This window comes from cf. Phormidesmis sp. LEGE 11477, assembly GCF_015207105.1.
GTDB lineage: Bacteria > Cyanobacteriota > Cyanobacteriia > Phormidesmidales > Phormidesmidaceae > Phormidesmis.
This window is the reverse complement of record NZ_JADEXO010000123.1, coordinates 1-16943: the sequence shown is the minus strand read 5'-3', so window position 1 is coordinate 16943 and position 16943 is coordinate 1. Positions and strand designations below refer to the sequence as shown.

Genomic DNA, 16943 nt, shown 5'->3' with positions numbered 1-16943 from the left:
TGTATAAGCGACAGGCATTCAAGTATATAAGTATATTGTATATCTTATTTGAGTATATAAGTATATTGTATATCTGTATATATTGTTGTTTGTTGTACTTTGTTCTTTGTTGCATATTCCATGAAACCATTGCTATATAAGGGATACAGACGATAATGAAATACTGAATATAGAACAAACTCTTAGCTCAGCGCCTACATTCACCAGAAATTGAGCGTTCTCTCTAGAATCCACTGATTTAATATACTTATATAATTATATTTGATACTGCATTTATATCCAATATTGAGTATATTAAGTACAATAGAGTCATCAAGCTTGTTTTCTTCGCAAAACAAAGATGATAGTCACAGAGAAACCACAGCAGCTATCCCTCTTCCCTGTTGAACAGCCAGACTATTCAAGGCCCGAACAGGCCGTGCTGCCACAGGCCGTTCAGAGAGCTTTGGATGCGGGCGCAGCGCCCGCCGTCTCAGTTAGTGGTGGGAAGGACGCCATGCTGAGGCACCTGGTCGCCCTGCATAGCTCTCACCAGTGGAAGGGGGAAGCTGTTCGCCATCTAGCAATAGGCTCAGAGGCCGTCTAGCGGCTCCGTACGGCTTTCAACAGGTGAACAAAGAACTCTCTAGCGCTATAGCCTTTTAATGCCGTGGCGGACGACTGGCGAGCCAATCCAGCGGAGCAACCGGGACGGGGCGATCGCATGGAAATGAAGTGGAAAGGGGGGGGCGATCGCTATTGTAGAAAACCCATCAAGGTCACTGCCGCATACACGACAGGCGATCGAGCCAAAAGCAGCTTATATGGCTATAGCAGCAGACCTTTCGCTGTTTGTAGGCCGTCTGATGCCGCGATGCTCAACTGACAGTGAATAGAGTCATCACGGTAAAGCAGCCATAATTCTGGCGAACACATGAAAATGAGTATCAAAGATCAAGTACTATATACCGAGCCCGCAGTCATATGGCCGTAGAGGTTGCGATCGCTCCTGTAGAGAACCGCAACCTCATTGCTGCACATACGAAGGCAATAGAGCCACACAGCTCTATCTGCTTCCGATAGCCGTGATAGCGGCTCTAGCAGCAGGTAGCTCCAGAACGGGAGCGATCGCACCCGAGAAAGAAGGTAACAAGCCCTTCTGGAGCAGCAGTGCAGCTCGCTACTGTACAAAGGAGTCGAAAACCGCTGAAGTCGATCGATATCTGAGCTGGCGTTGATGGAGGTTCAGAGCGGCTGGAGCTTCCAGCAGGGAAAATGGTTAAGTTGAGGGGATATCGACTCATCAGAGCGGCTACAGGCAGCGAAGGAACTGTTTGCAGTCTTGGTTAAGTTGAGGCTAGTGAAACGCTGGGGAACACAGGGTGATCGCACTGCTAAAAGAAACACCGATAGCGATAAGCGCTCTCTGGCAGAACGTCGCTCATATCCATATTGCTCAGGCTCTGAACAGTCAGAAGCATGGTGCGTGGAAAAGGGGTTTGATAAGGCATATAGCGGTAGGTCACAGAGCGTCAAAGCCAAGATTCTAGCGAGAAAACTTGAACAAGCTGAAGGCGTTGAAAGTCTCGGTCTAGTGAAACCAAAGTGAGATCGTAGTGCAGCACGGTAGCCGCAATCCATAAATCATTGTCACTGAAACCTAGACCTTGAACAGTCGTCTTTCGACGCTGAGCTTTATCCTTTGGCCCAAGCTGATTCACAATGTCTCCCTTCAACCTGCCATAAACATCTGCCACGGCTCCACTAATCGGATACAGAGAAATACTCCGCAAGAAGCTAGCGACCGCTTGCAGGTTTTCAGCCTGACGCTCAGACTTTTGCACCATGAAAAGCAGCTCTCCTCGCACTATTGCACTAGTAGCAATACCGTCTCCTTCATGTTCCTGTAGCTGCTCAATTAGAACGCGATCACCTGCGATAATTCGACTGCAATGATTAGTATCCAGTAAGTACATACTCAAAATTCTGCGGGTGATCGCGTTTCGTAAGCAGCTTCTAGGCACTCTTCAAAATCGTCGCCTTGCCAAGTACCTGCAAACTGAAGCAAGTCTGACCCTGTCGAACCTGTCAGAACTGGCTCGCCTGCTTCTGTTTCAAATGGCGATAGCGGCGCTGATGCATCAGCTCTCTTGCTCTGTCTAGACGTTAAAAACTCTAGAAACTCAACAGCCAAAACTAAGAAATCGGATGGTAGCTGGTCAATCTGTCGATGAAGCTTTTGACGAATATCTGCTGGGGTCATATCTAGAACTACCTTCCATATGGAACGCCGCTTCTCGTCAGTATAAAATATCGGCGAGTTAGCACTAATGGATGTTCAGAGCAACTACTGGCAGCGAAGAACCTGTCCGCAGCCTTGGTTGAGCTGAAACTGATGAAGCGCTGGAGAGCGCTGGAGCGTGATCGCTCTCCTGAGGAAAAACACCGACAGTCGTAATCGCACTCTGGCAGAACGGCACTCACATCAGCATCGCACAGGCTTTAAAGACTATGAAGGATGGTGCGTAGAAAGGGGGCAATTCCCTTGGAAGGCTTCGTCATCGCACTGAGGGAAGCAGGGGGCGGTCGCAATAAGATGAGGCAGAGAGCGATCACAATACGTCTATTCAAGCGTTTAAGTAAATAAGTATAAATGAGTACGAGTATAAATCATGAAACACTATGCACATCTATGTGACTGTAGCAGTGGCGATCGCTCCTATAGAAAAACAGCAAGCTCATTGCTGCACATACGACAGAGTTGACACTCCCACGCCTAAAGCCAGTGGGATTCTCCCGTCTAGGCCGATAGAGGGAACAGGCTTAACTGTTCTACCTCAATCGGATTCATGGAGTTCAGGGGAGTATCAAGCACCCCGTCCGCTGAAGCGACGACGCCCATTACAGACGCCGCTTCTTTTAGAATCAGCGGACATGAAAAGCCATCCCACTGAGCAATATTAACGGCGGCATTCCAATCGGCGTTGCACTGGTAGCCATCCGCTCCGGTGAACTGATGCCGACTGCGCTTGCCGTCCAATCGCCCCGTACGATGATCTGTTTTTGATGTGTAGGCCGCAGGGCGTTTATGCACCTGCCTGCCTTTCATCGCCAGCTTGTAGCCCAGCTTTGTCTCTAGGTCGTAGTAGGCCCAGGTATGCCGAGAAGTCCCCGCGTCAGCACGGTTCTGCTTTCGTTGCTTGGCAGTCTGACGGATGCCCGATAGATCCTCTAGGTACACATCCGCACCCACACTGTTGGCAAAGCGAACAATGCGGCGACTGAGGGTGTGATTCACCGCTCGCATCCACCGCGACTCTCGCCGCTCTAGCTGCTTCACCGCCCGATACTTGCCAGCCGCTTGCAGCTCACGCCGCAACTGCTGAAAGTGTCTGCGACGATGGGCCACTTCTGTGCCCGAAAAGAACAGGCAGCGCCCGCCTTTGGTCGCTGCGACTGCTAGGGTGTTCTGGCCCCGGTCTACGCCAACGCGCTGGCTACTCTCTACCTTGGGAACGTCCCGAGTGATAGAGAGCATGGCATACCAAACACCGCGTAGCTGCATCAGCTTCAGCGTCCCTTTTTCGGCATCACCGTTAATGATGTCGTCTAGTTGATCAACGAAATGCGGATGTACCGCAATCGGCACCCGCTTGACGCCTTGCACAGTCGGAAAGCTAACAGAATAGGTGCTACCCACTTTGACAACCTTCCAGTTCTGTTTATTCACCTCTGGCCAAAACACTTTGAACGCTTTTGCTCGCTTACCTGCCTTTCCCTTCAAGATGCGAATCACCTGATTAGAAAGCGCAGACTTTAGCGGCGTGACAACCTGTGCAGTCGTCAGCTGCTTGCGCTTAGCGTGAGGCAGAAGCAACAACTCATTGGCTAGCGCAGTAGACGCTGCCGTCGTCTGTGCAAACACATCCGCCTTGACCTGATTGAGGTCAAAGAACTTCAGCTTTAGCGTGGTTGTGACTTGCACCATTGGCCTATGATAGCGAGCAGTAGACGAAATGACTGTGCAGATATGGGACAAAGATATCGGCACGAAACCGCCTCCGTCTCACTGCTTGACTCTCATTTTGTGTGGATAGTCCGAAGTCAAGATGAGCCAAGATTGCTCGCTACCACTCGCCGCCTTATATCCCACCCTTAAAAAAATGGGCTTTACGGCGACTTCTGTAAGGAGCTATGCGCTGTTATCGACGAAAGCTATTTCTGTATAAACGTGGCGTCTAGTAGCTCTATATGGCTCTCTACGGTGGGCTAAAACTCTTTCTATTGCTACAGCCGTCTGCTGTCTCGCATCACTAGCAGCAGGTAGATCCAGCCCAGTAATCAGAACCGAGAGCGATCGCACGAAGATGAGGTTAGGCAGGCAATCACGCCTATCAAAAACAGCTATAAAACAGGGAGACGCGGTGGACGCACAAGCAAGCCTATAAGGAACAACCCGACAGGCTCGCTCAACAGGGGTCACGAGGCGACGGCAGTAGCTACAGGCACTTCCGCGCAAACCGCTAGGTGAATGGCCGCATATTGTCCGTCTACGGGGATGTCTTGATGCACCACTGGGCGGTAGGCGTTAACACTATTGACCACGAACGGAGTCGGGGTCGTACTGTGCGCGGCTACGTGGTAGTCAAGCAAACGTTCACCAACTTCAGGCGCTGCACCATCAGCTCGCCACTTCCGCTGGATAACCTTGCCAGTAGACGCCACAAACAACTGATGCGCCATCTGTGGGGAGTCTTCCATCATCATTGTCCAGCCCCACTCAACCACCTCGGGGCAGTCTGAGCTAGAAGGATGGACATAGGCAACATAGAACGGCTGCTTGCATTCAGAGATAAACTCATCGACTCTAACAACTGACCATTCTCGACCGATGCCCATCGTTAGCGAATCGCCGCAGCCAGGTGCCTTCTGTCTAGTTGCGAGCAAGAACGGCTCTTCACCGTTGCCAGTACGCGCTAGCTCTGACTGGACTGCTTGAAATAGAACAATACTTTCTCTCTTCATCATCTCTTTTATCGGTAAGGTGAACAATCGTTCTGTAGCGCTCTATCCTGGTCAACATTATAGAGCGCTACAGCAAAGCGGCTATTGAACCGCTGGCTCGAAGATGCAGATGTAGCGCAGGTCGCCCTTGGTGGTGTCAATCACTTCCACCACTTGCCGGCCTGTGCGACGTGCAATTCGATAGCAGCGTTCAGGGCTCACCACTGCCGACCAGTCCCGTTCTTCGGTGACCGGGTCCCAATTCGGATCGGTGGTGTAGACACAAACACCCTTATCGCACTTCAGTTCAGGAACGGGCGTTGCTGGAGCAGACAACGCAGCACTACTACCTAGCAATAGCAAGGCTGCACAAACAGACTGTAGGATTCGAGTTAGCATAGGTCAGTTACCTCTTGTGGGTACGGCTTGTAATTCCTCTCCCGCTCAAAGTTGGGGAATTGCAAGCTTTAGGATTTTGAACATAAGCAAGAGAACTCAACGGCTGCTGCCCTTACGCCCAACCCGTAGGTTTGTTTTTGCTGGCCTAGTCCTTGGCTCCCTTGCTTATAGTCCTATCATATCACGGTTAACCGGGATATGGGCAGCGTTTACACTTCTTATCACCGTTATCCGGGATACTCTACAATGAACCACTACTGCGCTTTCATCAGCAATGCCTAATCCTCGTCCGACTCAATCCCATGCTTTCAAGCAAAAGCAGTTTCAACGAGCTGCGCTAGACGACTCCTGCATTCCCCCTGATGTCCCTCTCGCTAAAAGAACTATTGGCATCAAGCTACCCGTTAACCTCGATGCCGCCGTTAGAAACATGGGCGCGCAAAAGGGCGCTTGGCTTAGAGAAGTCATCGCTCGCGCTGCGCTCGAACAGGGTATCGTCAACAAAATCGATTGACTCACCAGCAGCACAGGACGACAAGGCACTCTCGCTCACGAGAAATCGCTATGCCAGACAAACATAGGCAAACAAAGAACAGATGGCAGCAACAGAGACAGACGAGCGTTAGCTTTCTCAAGCCCTCGTGCTCGCAATCGGCACAAAGGAGGTCTGTAGGTGGCGCGGTGGCGTCTCCCTTCAGCGCTTTTGCTGCTGTTGGCGTCAGTAGCGTGATGGCTACGTTACGGCACCTTTTGATTAAGAACCTCCCCTAATACAGATAGAATCGCGCCCGTAAATACGAAAGCTGCGCCCGTTTCCAGCCTGGGCATCCATACATCCACCGTTGTAGATGATGGCAAGTCCCAGAATAGTTAGACTTAAAACAATAGAAGGAATTAGAATGCGAGTAGTTCGCAGCATTGACGTGCTCCGTGAACAACATTGAAAGCCACCTCTGACACAGGTGGCTTTCGCTTTTAGTGACTGACTACAGGTTGTCCGTAGCTAGACTAGTTCAAAGATACAGCCAATTCTTTTAGGTAGGAGAAACAATACGCTCTATGTACAAGACAAACAGCGCATAGCTAGCTGAAAGTCTTGCTGCTGCTGTAGTTGAGAAATATTCAGACAAATGTGTCTGAGGTGGTCAAATTCATATCGTCCCTAGCGGCTCAACGGCTTTCTTCAGTGAGATCAGCGGACTGGTGGTTTCGCATTGGACAATAGCCGTCAGAAAAGACCGTCAGAAAAGACGCCTTGACGTAAGAAGAGGGATCGACGCTGGGGGTGATGAGATCGCACTAAAGCCTCATCAAAAAGTCCTCCTCACCCACAGGCAGAATGATGAGGGGTTAATCGAGCAGCAAGAGAGCGGGGGTTGCGATCGCATCTCAGTTGAAGACACTGCGAGCACATAGAATAAAGCAGTAAGAGAGGCAGGTGATCCCAGTCCAACCTATAGGGAAGGCGGCAAAGTGACAGGCGCTTGTCCAGAACTCTAACCACTTTGGCCCTGTCGATGACGACGAGCGACTGGGGAGCATAGGGCGATCGCGCTCCTCAGTAAACCTAATGAATAGTCCTGGCATTTTCAAATTCAAATTCTATCTAGAATCCGAAAATATGTGAGGGTGGCGGGCAAAAGCAAAAGGCAACCCCTCTCTTGACGAGATAGCGTGTAATCACATCATCACATCAGGCCATAAGCTCATAAGAGCCAACCGGAAAGGCGATCGCACTTCTAGGTTTTCTCCAACAGTAGCTCGCGGTAGTCACCGGCATCTGCGGTAGTGGGAGACTATCAAGAATACTTAGCCCAAACCTTTCAGACAGCAGCGTTGTCTCTATGGCAGGTGCTTGGCTGCTATGAAAGATTCCACATCGGCAAACACTGGCGCATCCATCTTCAGCTCGTCACGATGAAACTCCTTCAATAAGCTCTCTCTCAACCGAAGCGCTAGATTCGCTCGCAAACCACCTGCTCGAACGCGCTCTAGAAAGATAGCCGCACCCAGGCAAGCTTTATCTCTACCTAACGGCTGGCCAGTCACAGGGAGCGTGTGGTGGCAGGCAAAGCCATCATCTCCTAGCAGCGCATCTAGAATTGACTGCACTTTTTCAGCGGACAGGTAGAAGGGGATGTCGCTGCGAAATGGACAGCTTTCGCAGGGGGTTCGTTGGCGCGTTTCAGTCTTCTTCCGAACTCTTCAAACAGTTTATTCATCAGCATGAGAATGGAGCCAGAGCGATCGCTCCTCTGATCTACGGCCTGAAGCAGATGGGCAACTGCATCTAAAGCTCTGTAGCCTCAGACTCTATTGCTCTCTCTCGCATCCCTGCGCGAAAGCCTTCAACTACACCATACTCGTAGCCTGCCTGATACAGCATGTCTACCAGCGCTACCGTAGCTAGCGCAGCAATTACAATCAGTACAATATTCTCAGTCACTCTAAGCATATGAATACCTCTGTTGATTACCAAAGCCGGATGTGACTCCTACTCTTCCACGCCGGTAGCCGCTCTACGACGCGATTGAACCTGGGGCGATCGCTTTGCCAATGACTACAGACACAATACACCTCACCTGCATATAATCCCTCTCTTACCACTCTACAACGGATACTATGCAAGGACTTCAGCTCTAGCTATGCCTACACCGAAACAGACAACGGCAACAATAGAGGCTATCTCTCTACAGTGAAGCAGGATTTCTGTATCGCACCGTACTTTCGCTATGAGCGACCTATATCAGATCTCAACTTAGCTACCCTTTCCTCAAACGCATCTGGATCGGCTTCTAAAAGTTCCAATAAATTATCCACCTCAGCCTTACTCAAGTTTTTATGGTGTTTGAGCAAGTCGTAGAGTGGGAGGTCTTCATCTTCAGAAGGCTCGGATGAATGAGGAGCCGGTACCGGCTTTATAGATTTATATAGACCTAATACGAAAAGTATCAAGAGTAAAAGCCATAATTGGAAATTAACAATATCCAATGCATCAATTTGCACACCAAAGGCATCTATCGTTGTCATATATTCAAGAGGCTGTTTCATGCTGAAAGCGAGGCATCATAGACTGTCACTATACTCCAAATTGGCTTCTGGGAGCGATACGCCACTATCAAAAGAGACAGGAAAAATGCTCTCATATTCAAAACTTTCGTATTCTCTAGAGAACACGAAAGTTTGCAGGCCAATCTGATTGAGCAACCGGGAAGGGGTAGCGATCACGTCTAGGAAGAAAACAATCCGCCTTAGTAGCAAGCTGTATCTCATCATGCAGATGAAAACGACTGCGCTACTTCAGATACATAACGCACAGCGCGGCAACGCCTTTAACCTCTCGGCATTCATATCTATACTTGTATTTATATCTATACTTATATACATATTTGCATTGCATTTATACTCGATAATGTATATGATGAGCTTAACGAATTGGTTGACTCTTCGCGCTCAAATATTGAAAGCAGCGGATCTAGAAAATGGTAATGACTCTGGAATCGGGATTAGAGGAGGCGATCGCACTCTGTTCAACTGAGTGGTTGAAGTCGTTGCTTAGAGAGCTATTGCCGCAGGTGGTCGGTGTCACTGATACGGCGGCTGGGCACAGGCAGGCCCAGCAGTGGGATGCTCTGGTAAAGGAGCGAATGGCGCAGCGTGGGCTGAAGTCGCTCAGCCAGCAGAAGAACCCCATCACCGACGTGAGACGGGTGCTGAAGGCCATTGATCCAAACCATCCAGCGTTAGCCGATGTGGGTTTCAGTCCTGAACAGTGGACAGAGATTAACATGCCCTCTGAGCAGGCGGTGGCGCAGCGCTCGGCTAAACCGATTGATGAGCCTAATGAGATTGCTCGGCGGGCAGCGGTGCTGTTGCAGTCTGATTCCTGGAGTGAGTTAGCCGCAGGTTTAGCTGTCGCGACCGGGCGGCGGGCGGCGGAAGTGATTCAGACGGCTCAATTTAGGAAAGCTTCCGATTGGTCTGTCTGGTTCTCTGGCGCAGTCAAGCGGCGCGGTGAACCCGTTGAACTCATGTTCGAGCTACCCACGCTCGTCGAGGCCGATAGCGTTATCTCTGCCACAGAGCGATTGCGATCGCGCCTCGATACTGAAGGGATGAGCAACCGCGAGATTAACCGTGCCTACAGTCACGCTATCGCTCAAGCTTGCGATCGCTCGTTCGCTGATGTAGTCCCTAGTAGAGAGGGGAAAGACAATCTCTATACCCATCTGTTTAGAAGCGTGTACAGCACCATTGCTACGTTCTGGTTCTGTCCGCCAGCGGTCCCAGAACTGGAGTTTAGGGCCGCGATTCAAGGCCATTACAAGGTGCTAGAAGAAGGTCAGACCGAACTCAGGCGATCGCTTGCTGCTAGCCGTCATTACTTTGACTATGAGATATCTGACCAGGTGATTGCTGCCCATCAGGGAAGAAGAAAGGGGGTGCGCTTGGGTGAACCCGGTGTGGAAGTCATCTCGGCGTTTGGCATGGCGGATGCAGTTGAGAGTGATCGGACTGAGCAGGGGCGATCGCATACTCGACCAGCAGCAGAAACACTAGAAACAGCGCCACACACAGAAGAAACAGAAGAGGAAGTCGTCATGAGTCGCATCGGCATTTCGGAAAGTGACAAGCAGCGCGTGTTGAGCTTGCAAGATGAGTTGGGGCTAGGCACGCAGCAAGATACGATGCAGATGATCCTGGATGCCGCCGATGCCGCTATCTCCTTGGCCAATCAGCTCGGCTGTCAGCCCTTTGAGCTAGCTGAGCGGGTCGATGGGTTAGGCCAGCAGTTAGACGATCAGCAGCGGCAGAATGGACAGCTTCGCGCCAAGCTCGCTGAGGCTGAGAAGATGGGCGGTGGGGCTGGGACTAGTCAGGTGATTGAACAGTCCCTGGCGATGGCTCATGAGTTTAATGCTCATTTGAAACAGGAGAATGAACGGCTTAGAGTGCAACTGGCGCAGGCGAGCGATGAGGCGCAGGCGCTCAGGGAACAGCTCGTGCGCTTTGAGGCCGCTCAGCAACAGCTCCATCAACTCCAGCAGCTCCTCGGCGGGGCAATCAATGGGCAGGGGGCGCGACCGCAGTCTAGTGGGGTGGTCTCACAGCCTGATAGACAGCCAGTGCCTGTGACGGAGGCTGGTAGGACATCGGCAGTAGCGGGGCACCAGCAGCGGGCGGCGCAGACGACAGCGACGGCTTCTCCGATGAGGGCAGGCGCGGCTACTCAAGAACCAAATTACTCTGACCAGGTTGAACGCGAGATCGCTAATCTCATTCGAGAGATTATGCAGTACAACGACCAGCAGGCTAGAGACGACAGCGAGCGTTGGTTGATCAATCAGTCCACCCTCAAGCAGCTTTCCACCCGTAATCAAAGCATCATTAAACGGGTACTTGAAGGCCAGATGGCTGACGCGCTAAAAGAACATCACGATACCTACGGTCTGCACGGACGTATGGCTAATAGAGGCAAAGACATCGAACTACTGAAGGCCGCACTCGGGATTCAGAAGTAAAAGGGGGAAGAGAGGGAAGGCGATCGCTCAACCGCACAGCAGCACAATTACCGGCTTCACGACTGATATCACCGTCTTTAGCTAACGAGGTAGAGATATGAACGATGAGTTTGAAAATAAAGTAGTAGCGCTTGAAGCTACTGTAACTAAAAACATCAAAGAAAAGATAGAGAGTTCTGAGATGTTTAGAGGAATCCCCTTCACTCTGGAAATTGACGAAACAGAGAAGGAGATTTTGTGTGCAATCTGGAAGGATACAGAATCTGAATTTCTATCAGACGGATGGGCGCTCGATGGCAAGCTTTACGAGATGCCCAATGACAAATATGAACTATCTGTGAGACTCTTTCCCGCAGAGCATCTCAAAGACCCCATCGACGATTTTGCAGGCCCCATTCTGATAGCGCTTGCTCTCATTGCACTCCTTATTGGGTACATCGCCATAACCACCCTCTCTACCTCTCAAAACCTCTTGCCGCCTCCCGCTGTCGAACAGCAATCTCCCCCACCTTAGAACTCGCCTTAGAAAAGCAGATAGCGGCGAGTTTTTGCCCAACGGACAGGCGGCTAAGTCTGGGCTGAATAAGTCATTCGCTGACGCTGGGATAGCTGGTTTTTTGAATGAAATACTGCCTTACAAAGCTGAAAAAGCTGGTAAGCGAATCATTCAGATAAACCCGGCTGGCACCTCCCAGCATTGTGCGATGTGCTTAAACCGGGTATCGAAAGCGCTTGGCGATAGGTGGCATGATTGCTCACACTGCGGCTATTCTGCACAGCGCGATGTTAACTCTGCCATCTTGATTAAGAAAGTGGGGCTGGGCGTCTCCCTCACTCTAAAACGCGAATCTAAGTCTAAAGCTTAGAGGAGAAGCTCGTGCTGTACAGCTTTGCTGTCAGCGTCGGGAGTACGTCACGTCAGGATCAATCGTAGGTGCCGACCAGGGAACGACCGCAGCGCTTCAGTACCAACCAACGCCACACTACTCTCGCGGCGGGCGACGGCGACGGCGGTAGATATGGAGCGATCTCGCTACCGAAAAACAGCTATCCTCAGCATTCTACAGTCCCTGCTGTGCAGCCACTAGCGCTGCGCTTGCCTTATCTTTTGATTTTCGTACAGTATTCAAAAGCTAAGGCGGCGACGACGACGGCAGCAACAGGTAGGGGCGATCGCTCATGGTAGATAGCAATACGACCACCCGGTTCCGGCACATCGGCAGCAGATGAGCCTCCTCTTCAAGTCTGGTAACAAGCGGATTGCGTAGCAACTTCTTAAACTCTCGGCAGTTGGCGGTCTATCAAGCTTTTCAGTCATCCTGGCCTCACCGTTTCTAATAGACTAGGAATAGGTCCATATATCAGGAGTAGGAGATGGACGCAAAGCAAGTAGAGTCTCTAGCAGAAACGATTAGTGCCCTCTCTTCAGAGGACTATTCGCTGCTTCAATCCATGCTGATCATAAAGACAGTTCAAAAAACGCCTGGGGTTTGTGGTGGTCATGCTCGGGTACGCAATACTCGTATCCCATGCTGTAAGCCTGGGGAAGGCATCGCGTTCGCGAAAAAATTGAGAAGATTAGACAACGGACTATTCGGGCAAACAACTTTGACGTAGTTTATTAGCAAAGATAGAAAGCGTAGGAGAGTCTTCCCAGATAGTGACAAAATCAAGAATTGTCAGACTTAGCCCCATATATTTAGCCATTTCCATACCCGAGAGCTTGGCAATCTTGTATTGCTCAGGGGAGAGTGTATATTGACTGAGTTTCTGAAGAGCTTCCAGGCAGGAGTCTGGAATAAGCACGAAATTATCAACTAGGTTAGAACCGAGACCATCTAGGTAGTAATTATCAGAGTTCATTATAAACCTCTTGAGAAAGCGAAGCTAGCCGCATAATCGTTTCCCTAGTATATACAAGAAAATTGTTGCAGGCGATTACACTCGCAGCAAAAGCTAGAAGAGTAGTGAGGTGATCGCACTGCAAAGTCATAGCAAATCAGGCCCTAAAGAGTGGACAGAGATTAACGGGATTATCAAGTTACTACCAGGTGCATAAAACTGAGACGTTTTTGCCAGAAGCAGTTTGTCTGGTTGCCTTATGCGATCGCACTCATCCCCGTCAAAGATCGCCAACTTTCCATCCGTTGGCGCATCGTTTCTCTGTATTCTGAAGCGGTCTGTTTGTGCTGGGGAGGATGGAAATGGCCGCGTATCGGTTCAAAGGCTGACAGAAAGCGTTGTGCTTGTCCTACCGATTTGAATCGACCTATTCGCCGCTCTCTGACTCGGGTCGGTCGATGTGAGTTCTCTGCTCGATTATTCAATCCCTTATGTTGCCTGTGTTCCACGTCCTTTAAGATATCCTTCTTAGCCGCGCCATAGCTTTTGAGCTTATCGGTGATGATGACTCTGGGGGCAAAGCCAGTTGATTGAAGTAGCTTGCGGAAGAATCTGTATGCAGCCGCATGAACGCATCCGCCTGCTCCTCTCGCAGCGGACAAACTGCTTTTAGCTCCCGGTACGCCAGCAGCGTTATCTCTCGCCACTGCAATCGACCCGCATACCAGTCCTCATCAACCTGCGGGTGCGGCCATTCTAGAATCTGGGCAGTCAGCATAGAAAACCAGAAATAGCTACTCGGCAGTAGGCAAAAGGCGATTGCTCTTTGCAGACGCGGCTATAGGTGACGACGGCGGCAGCAGGCAGTAGGATCAGAACATCAGCGACAGTGGGCGACGGCGATAGCGGGCGACGGCGACGGCGGTAGATATGGAGCGATCGCGCTACCGGAAGAAATGCATAGACTCTGCAATCTACGGGCTCTGCTGTGCGGCCACTAGCGCTGCGCTTGCCTTAGCTTTTGATGCCGTACAAAATTCAAACTGGCAGCAGCGGCAGGTGGAGGCAGCAACTGGTATGGGCGATCGCAGCGACAAGGCGATAGACGAGAGGGTGAGCTTGCGGGATAAATAGTATTCTCCGATGGCCCTGCTCTTTAATAGGAGCGCACCGTCAACAAGAGGTGAATGCAGCCAAAAACGATAGCTACTGACAGGTAGATAGATGGAGATGTAGACGGATTGAGTGACGCGAAAGTAGCGCCTATAGCCGTACAGCAGATACCATACACCCCAGCAGACACTATAGCTCTTGGCGTGATCAGACTTACCGTTACTTTCTCGTCTCTAGGTTGTGTCATCAATCAGTTAGTCGGGGAACGGAACATACACTATTTTATGTGACATCCCCACGCCGCTAACAGCAATCTAAATAGGTCTTATAGGTCTTTTCCCTACACGGCATCACTATGCGACAGGTCCGTACTTGGGGAATAATTCTGCGGCGATCGCCCACGCAGGTGGTTCATCTTCGATAGGAGGAAGCGAAGTCGCTTCCCATCGATCACCTTCTACTCTAAAGACCTGAGGACCAGTAGGATCAAGGCTCAGCGCTAGAAACGGCTGTTTGGGCTCTGGATTAGAAGCAAGATGAACTACAACCAAAGAGTTGTTCCCCTCCTTGCCTGCGAACTCGCCTATAAAGGTATATTCTTCTCCTAGGTATTTGTAAGTTTCTCCTACCGCGAGAGTCACCATAATTAATTCGTTATATAGAACACTAAGTTTTCCAACTAACTATCTCCTTGAACGTAGATAGTCCAGATCTGATCGTAAAGCTAGCTTAAAACATTTGTCGCTTCGCAGCGCTATTCATCTGGATCGCAAAGCCCTCGGTCCGCAAGATCAGACGCATTATCTATATGCCACCATGCAGCTCACCAGGGCTGGCCAAAGGCGCAGCGGCGGCGATCGATCAGCAGTTAAACCAGAAAGATGAAAAGCCAGACTGATAGCGACTGAAGCTGCTGGACAGCAGGCGAAAGGCGACCTCACTCTAGAGCAAACCGACCCGACCAGGGGTAAGCGCTCTGTCAGCAGTGAAGCAACTGGACAAGGATAGGAATGTAGTGTCACTGGAGTGTGGCGGCAATGGTCGTGGCAGAGAGCCGGGTTCTGTAGCTTTTTGAGCTCTACAGTAGATAGAGGCTTGGTTCATCTGCTCAGCAGACAACGCACCGCTGCAAACATCTGCGCTTTCATGACCTCTGTAGAAAAAGGACTGTCCTTGTCCATTCCAATCACAATTGAGTCACCTACCACGCTAAACAAGGCCGTTGGATAGTTCACAAAGTGAAACATCAAAAACCGCTCTTGCCCTTCTAGCAAGGAATACAGATGACTATTGATCTCTTCGATGACGCGATCACCTCGGGCAACCAGCCTTTGAAAGTCCGAGACATGATGCACCCGATAGTAGGGTCTAGCTCTGTACTGCGTCCATAGGTCCGTCAGTGCGGCCCGTGCCGATACTGAACCATGCCAGTGCAGCACTGGGGAACTACCGCTCTCGCGCTCTACAGCCCTCGGCGCAGGCTGTGAGGACAGTGAAAGTCGAGAGATAGTATCGTAGTACCGAGTGAAGATACCCTCGCCTTGCTGCTCTAGGGAAGATTCAAACACCGATAGACCGTTGTAGACGAACGGAACATAATTCAAATGCTCCTGCCTTTCTCTCACTAGCTCAGTGATTCCCTCTCGCTGCAAGCGCGACGCTGTGTGCTCAAAGCAGAGCAGCTCACGAAACCACGCTTCCCAACTATCACGATCTATCCCGATCGCTCTTAGATGCTCAAACCCTTCGTCATGCTGATCAAACGGCGCTACTTTCATACCCGTTTGCGTCAGCACCCAAACCGCAAAGTCAACATACTCGCTTTGGCTAAACTCGGCAATTGACCAACTATCTCGCGCCGCTGGGACAACAAACATAGCGATAGTACATACAAAAAACAACCTTATCTCTTAGTCTATCTGATTTTTTCAAGACAGAGGCCAAAGACAGTTGCCTCTGGCCTCTATAGACTTCATTTGCGCCTAACTACCGGGCGCTTGGTCGCGGATCGAATCGCAGATGACTTCAATCTCCTCCGGTATACGATATGTCGCAGGCGTACCATCTTCTGTGATGCCATAGAAGTATCCACTCGCAGAGGCTACTGGGAAGGATCTACCGCCACCGATAGAAATCGCTCCAATCGCTGGGGTCGCACCCGGTCCGATATCGCGTGAGGTCGGAAACGAGACCGATAATCCTGGCAAATCACGATTTCCCATCGTAATCTCTCCAACTGCACGGTTCATCGTGCCGCTCGTTGGATACATCTTCACCCACACCGTGATATCAGAGATATTAAGATCGCACGAGATCTCATAGATCGCTCCCGGCACTTCCGCCAATCGCACCGCTGCAACCCCTGGTCGAACTCCCAGCAACATCAAAGCACTAGTGAGTGTAACGGCGGCAATTCGTCTGAACTTAAACATTGTTCTACTTCTCCGTGAATTATCAGAAGCCTGATGTGACTCCTAAAACTCCACGGCGGTAGCCGCTCTGTTGAAATCGTCGCTTAGGACGCGATCGCTCTGAGAATTTCCAAATCCTATATAGAATGCCAAAACTTACAGAACGATCTGTGCCGAGACACATGGTAGGTGCCGCCGATGAACGACTGCTCAGCAAGCAACCGGAGCGCTCTAGAAACAGCCAACAACACATGGTTCGCTCGTCGAATAACAACGATGGCGGCAGTTAGGGGGCGATCGCACTGACAAGAGATGCAGCAATCCAGTGACTCAGCAGGGCACAGCTTTAGGCAAACAACGCTTTCTAAGCTACACAAACACAAAGACTGGATGAGAAGCGCTGATTAGGCAGAAAGAAGGAAATAGCGATCGCACCACAGTAAAGCACCTGGATAATGGCGATCGCCGTCAGGTAGCGATCACTTTTCTCTCTAGTACTCTATAGCCATTCCTACTCGGCAAGGCCAGGGCAACAGCAGGTTAGCCAGTCATCACGTAATTGCGAAATGTATGACAGCGCTTCGGTACCAACCAACACCACACCGCTCTTCCACCTGGCGACAGCAACAACAACGGCAGTACCGCATGACTGAGGGCGATCTCACACTCTAGC

General features: G+C 50.6%; 22 protein-coding genes and 1 pseudogene. 9 read left to right on the top strand and 14 right to left on the bottom strand.

All coding sequences use genetic code 11. The features are described 5' to 3' along the window. The first annotated feature begins 340 nt into the window (after positions 1-340). A complete protein-coding gene (locus IQ256_RS24200) occupies positions 341-586 on the top strand; it encodes a hypothetical protein (RefSeq protein WP_193858255.1) in 246 nt (81 codons plus the stop codon). 63 nt (positions 587-649) lie between these two features. Then, positions 650-865, top strand: a complete 216-nt coding sequence (locus IQ256_RS24195; RefSeq protein ID WP_193858254.1) for a hypothetical protein — start codon at positions 650-652, stop codon at positions 863-865. 646 nt (positions 866-1511) lie between these two features. Here IQ256_RS24195 and IQ256_RS24190 read toward each other — a convergent pair. The 5 genes from IQ256_RS24190 to IQ256_RS24170 form a co-directional block, all read right to left on the bottom strand. Continuing rightward, a complete protein-coding gene (locus IQ256_RS24190) occupies positions 1512-1955 on the bottom strand; it encodes a type II toxin-antitoxin system VapC family toxin (RefSeq protein ID WP_193858253.1) in 444 nt (147 codons plus the stop codon). A 2-nt stretch (positions 1956-1957) separates the two neighbouring features. After that, on the bottom strand, positions 1958-2242 hold the full coding sequence (locus IQ256_RS24185) for a hypothetical protein (protein WP_193858252.1): 285 nt from the start codon (positions 2240-2242) through the stop codon (positions 1958-1960). Positions 2243-2779: 537 nt separating this feature from the next. After that, positions 2780-3967 carry an RNA-guided endonuclease TnpB family protein gene (locus IQ256_RS24180; RefSeq protein WP_193858251.1) on the bottom strand — a complete coding sequence of 396 codons (1188 nt, stop codon included), beginning with the start codon at positions 3965-3967 and terminating at the stop codon, positions 2780-2782. Positions 3968-4458: 491 nt separating this feature from the next. Further along, the gene (locus IQ256_RS24175) at positions 4459-5004 is read right to left on the bottom strand and encodes a hypothetical protein (protein ID WP_193858250.1); all 546 of its coding nucleotides are present in this window, start codon (positions 5002-5004) and stop codon (positions 4459-4461) included. An 81-nt stretch (positions 5005-5085) separates the two neighbouring features. Continuing rightward, positions 5086-5382: a hypothetical protein gene (locus IQ256_RS24170; protein WP_228025227.1), complete on the bottom strand. Its 297-nt coding sequence runs from the start codon at positions 5380-5382 to the stop codon at positions 5086-5088. Positions 5383-5656: 274 nt separating this feature from the next. On the opposite strand from IQ256_RS24170, the gene IQ256_RS24165 reads away from it, so the two are divergent. Next, on the top strand, positions 5657-5896 hold the full coding sequence (locus IQ256_RS24165) for a hypothetical protein (protein WP_193858249.1): 240 nt from the start codon (positions 5657-5659) through the stop codon (positions 5894-5896). A 240-nt stretch (positions 5897-6136) separates the two neighbouring features. On the opposite strand, the gene IQ256_RS24160 is transcribed toward IQ256_RS24165, so the two are convergent. Continuing rightward, the gene (locus IQ256_RS24160; RefSeq protein WP_193858248.1) at positions 6137-6301 is read right to left on the bottom strand and encodes a hypothetical protein; all 165 of its coding nucleotides are present in this window, start codon (positions 6299-6301) and stop codon (positions 6137-6139) included. A gap of 923 nt (positions 6302-7224) precedes the next feature. Beyond that, positions 7225-7494: a hypothetical protein gene (locus tag IQ256_RS24155; protein ID WP_193858247.1), complete on the bottom strand. Its 270-nt coding sequence runs from the start codon at positions 7492-7494 to the stop codon at positions 7225-7227. A 38-nt stretch (positions 7495-7532) separates the two neighbouring features. On the opposite strand from IQ256_RS24155, the gene IQ256_RS24150 reads away from it, so the two are divergent. Next, complete coding sequence (locus tag IQ256_RS24150) at positions 7533-7676, top strand: hypothetical protein (protein WP_193858246.1); 144 nt, start codon at positions 7533-7535, stop codon at positions 7674-7676. Here IQ256_RS24150 and IQ256_RS24145 read toward each other — a convergent pair. Continuing rightward, on the bottom strand, positions 7673-7837 hold the full coding sequence (locus IQ256_RS24145) for a hypothetical protein (RefSeq protein ID WP_193858245.1): 165 nt from the start codon (positions 7835-7837) through the stop codon (positions 7673-7675). The two genes, IQ256_RS24150 and IQ256_RS24145, sit on opposite strands and share 4 nt — an antisense overlap. A gap of 275 nt (positions 7838-8112) precedes the next feature. After that, entirely contained in the window at positions 8113-8433 is a 321-nt protein-coding gene (locus IQ256_RS24140; protein ID WP_193858244.1) for a hypothetical protein, read from the bottom strand. A gap of 437 nt (positions 8434-8870) precedes the next feature. Between IQ256_RS24140 and IQ256_RS24135 the strand changes: the two genes are divergently transcribed. The 4 genes from IQ256_RS24135 to IQ256_RS24120 all read left to right on the top strand — a co-directional run bounded on the left by IQ256_RS24135 (position 8871) and on the right by IQ256_RS24120 (position 12090). Continuing rightward, positions 8871-10904: a protelomerase family protein gene (locus tag IQ256_RS24135; protein ID WP_228025226.1), complete on the top strand. Its 2034-nt coding sequence runs from the start codon at positions 8871-8873 to the stop codon at positions 10902-10904. Positions 10905-11001: 97 nt separating this feature from the next. After that, positions 11002-11418, top strand: coding sequence for a hypothetical protein (locus IQ256_RS24130; RefSeq protein WP_193858242.1), 417 nt, complete (start codon positions 11002-11004; stop codon positions 11416-11418). 34 nt (positions 11419-11452) lie between these two features. Further along, positions 11453-11770 (top strand): zinc ribbon domain-containing protein, encoded by a 318-nt coding sequence (locus tag IQ256_RS30540; protein ID WP_370623538.1) that lies wholly within the window; start codon positions 11453-11455, stop codon positions 11768-11770. Between the two features lie 68 nt (positions 11771-11838). After that, positions 11839-12090 carry a hypothetical protein gene (locus IQ256_RS24120; protein WP_193858241.1) on the top strand — a complete coding sequence of 84 codons (252 nt, stop codon included), beginning with the start codon at positions 11839-11841 and terminating at the stop codon, positions 12088-12090. 404 nt (positions 12091-12494) lie between these two features. Here IQ256_RS24120 and IQ256_RS24115 read toward each other — a convergent pair whose 3' ends face one another. Together IQ256_RS24115 and IQ256_RS30150 are read right to left on the bottom strand one after the other, a co-directional pair. Then, positions 12495-12767 (bottom strand): hypothetical protein, encoded by a 273-nt coding sequence (locus IQ256_RS24115; RefSeq protein WP_193858240.1) that lies wholly within the window; start codon positions 12765-12767, stop codon positions 12495-12497. A gap of 364 nt (positions 12768-13131) precedes the next feature. Next, positions 13132-13369 (bottom strand): annotated as a pseudogene (locus IQ256_RS30150) (DDE-type integrase/transposase/recombinase); the annotation flags it as partial. A gap of 307 nt (positions 13370-13676) precedes the next feature. On the opposite strand from IQ256_RS30150, the gene IQ256_RS24105 reads away from it, so the two are divergent. Next, positions 13677-13880, top strand: a complete 204-nt coding sequence (locus IQ256_RS24105; RefSeq protein ID WP_193858239.1) for a hypothetical protein — start codon at positions 13677-13679, stop codon at positions 13878-13880. Positions 13881-14212: 332 nt separating this feature from the next. On the opposite strand, the gene IQ256_RS24100 is transcribed toward IQ256_RS24105, so the two are convergent. The 3 genes from IQ256_RS24100 to IQ256_RS24090 all read right to left on the bottom strand — a co-directional run bounded on the left by IQ256_RS24100 (position 14213) and on the right by IQ256_RS24090 (position 16291). Then, positions 14213-14503: a hypothetical protein gene (locus IQ256_RS24100; RefSeq protein WP_193858238.1), complete on the bottom strand. Its 291-nt coding sequence runs from the start codon at positions 14501-14503 to the stop codon at positions 14213-14215. Positions 14504-14959: 456 nt separating this feature from the next. Next, the gene (locus IQ256_RS24095; protein ID WP_193858237.1) at positions 14960-15736 is read right to left on the bottom strand and encodes a hypothetical protein; all 777 of its coding nucleotides are present in this window, start codon (positions 15734-15736) and stop codon (positions 14960-14962) included. Positions 15737-15841: 105 nt separating this feature from the next. Then, positions 15842-16291: a hypothetical protein gene (locus tag IQ256_RS24090; RefSeq protein ID WP_193858236.1), complete on the bottom strand. Its 450-nt coding sequence runs from the start codon at positions 16289-16291 to the stop codon at positions 15842-15844. Between the last annotated feature and the right edge of the window lie 652 nt (positions 16292-16943).

Coding starts and splice junctions, on each gene's coding strand:
- IQ256_RS24200 (WP_193858255.1), top strand. CDS start 341: ATGATAGTCACAGAGAAACCACAGCAGCTATCCCTCTTCCCTGTTGAA.
- IQ256_RS24190 (WP_193858253.1), bottom strand. CDS start 1,955: ATGTACTTACTGGATACTAATCATTGCAGTCGAATTATCGCAGGTGAT.
- IQ256_RS24185 (WP_193858252.1), bottom strand. CDS start 2,242: ATGACCCCAGCAGATATTCGTCAAAAGCTTCATCGACAGATTGACCAG.
- IQ256_RS24180 (WP_193858251.1), bottom strand. CDS start 3,967: ATGGTGCAAGTCACAACCACGCTAAAGCTGAAGTTCTTTGACCTCAAT.
- IQ256_RS24175 (WP_193858250.1), bottom strand. CDS start 5,004: ATGAAGAGAGAAAGTATTGTTCTATTTCAAGCAGTCCAGTCAGAGCTA.
- IQ256_RS24170 (WP_228025227.1), bottom strand. CDS start 5,382: ATGCTAACTCGAATCCTACAGTCTGTTTGTGCAGCCTTGCTATTGCTA.
- IQ256_RS24165 (WP_193858249.1), top strand. CDS start 5,657: ATGCCTAATCCTCGTCCGACTCAATCCCATGCTTTCAAGCAAAAGCAG.
- IQ256_RS24160 (WP_193858248.1), bottom strand. CDS start 6,301: ATGCTGCGAACTACTCGCATTCTAATTCCTTCTATTGTTTTAAGTCTA.
- IQ256_RS24150 (WP_193858246.1), top strand. CDS start 7,533: ATGGACAGCTTTCGCAGGGGGTTCGTTGGCGCGTTTCAGTCTTCTTCC.
- IQ256_RS24145 (WP_193858245.1), bottom strand. CDS start 7,837: ATGCTTAGAGTGACTGAGAATATTGTACTGATTGTAATTGCTGCGCTA.
- IQ256_RS24140 (WP_193858244.1), bottom strand. CDS start 8,433: ATGAAACAGCCTCTTGAATATATGACAACGATAGATGCCTTTGGTGTG.
- IQ256_RS24135 (WP_228025226.1), top strand. CDS start 8,871: ATGACTCTGGAATCGGGATTAGAGGAGGCGATCGCACTCTGTTCAACT.
- IQ256_RS24130 (WP_193858242.1), top strand. CDS start 11,002: ATGAACGATGAGTTTGAAAATAAAGTAGTAGCGCTTGAAGCTACTGTA.
- IQ256_RS24115 (WP_193858240.1), bottom strand. CDS start 12,767: ATGAACTCTGATAATTACTACCTAGATGGTCTCGGTTCTAACCTAGTT.
- IQ256_RS24105 (WP_193858239.1), top strand. CDS start 13,677: ATGGAGCGATCGCGCTACCGGAAGAAATGCATAGACTCTGCAATCTAC.
- IQ256_RS24100 (WP_193858238.1), bottom strand. CDS start 14,503: ATGGTGACTCTCGCGGTAGGAGAAACTTACAAATACCTAGGAGAAGAA.
- IQ256_RS24095 (WP_193858237.1), bottom strand. CDS start 15,736: ATGTTTGTTGTCCCAGCGGCGCGAGATAGTTGGTCAATTGCCGAGTTT.
- IQ256_RS24090 (WP_193858236.1), bottom strand. CDS start 16,291: ATGTTTAAGTTCAGACGAATTGCCGCCGTTACACTCACTAGTGCTTTG.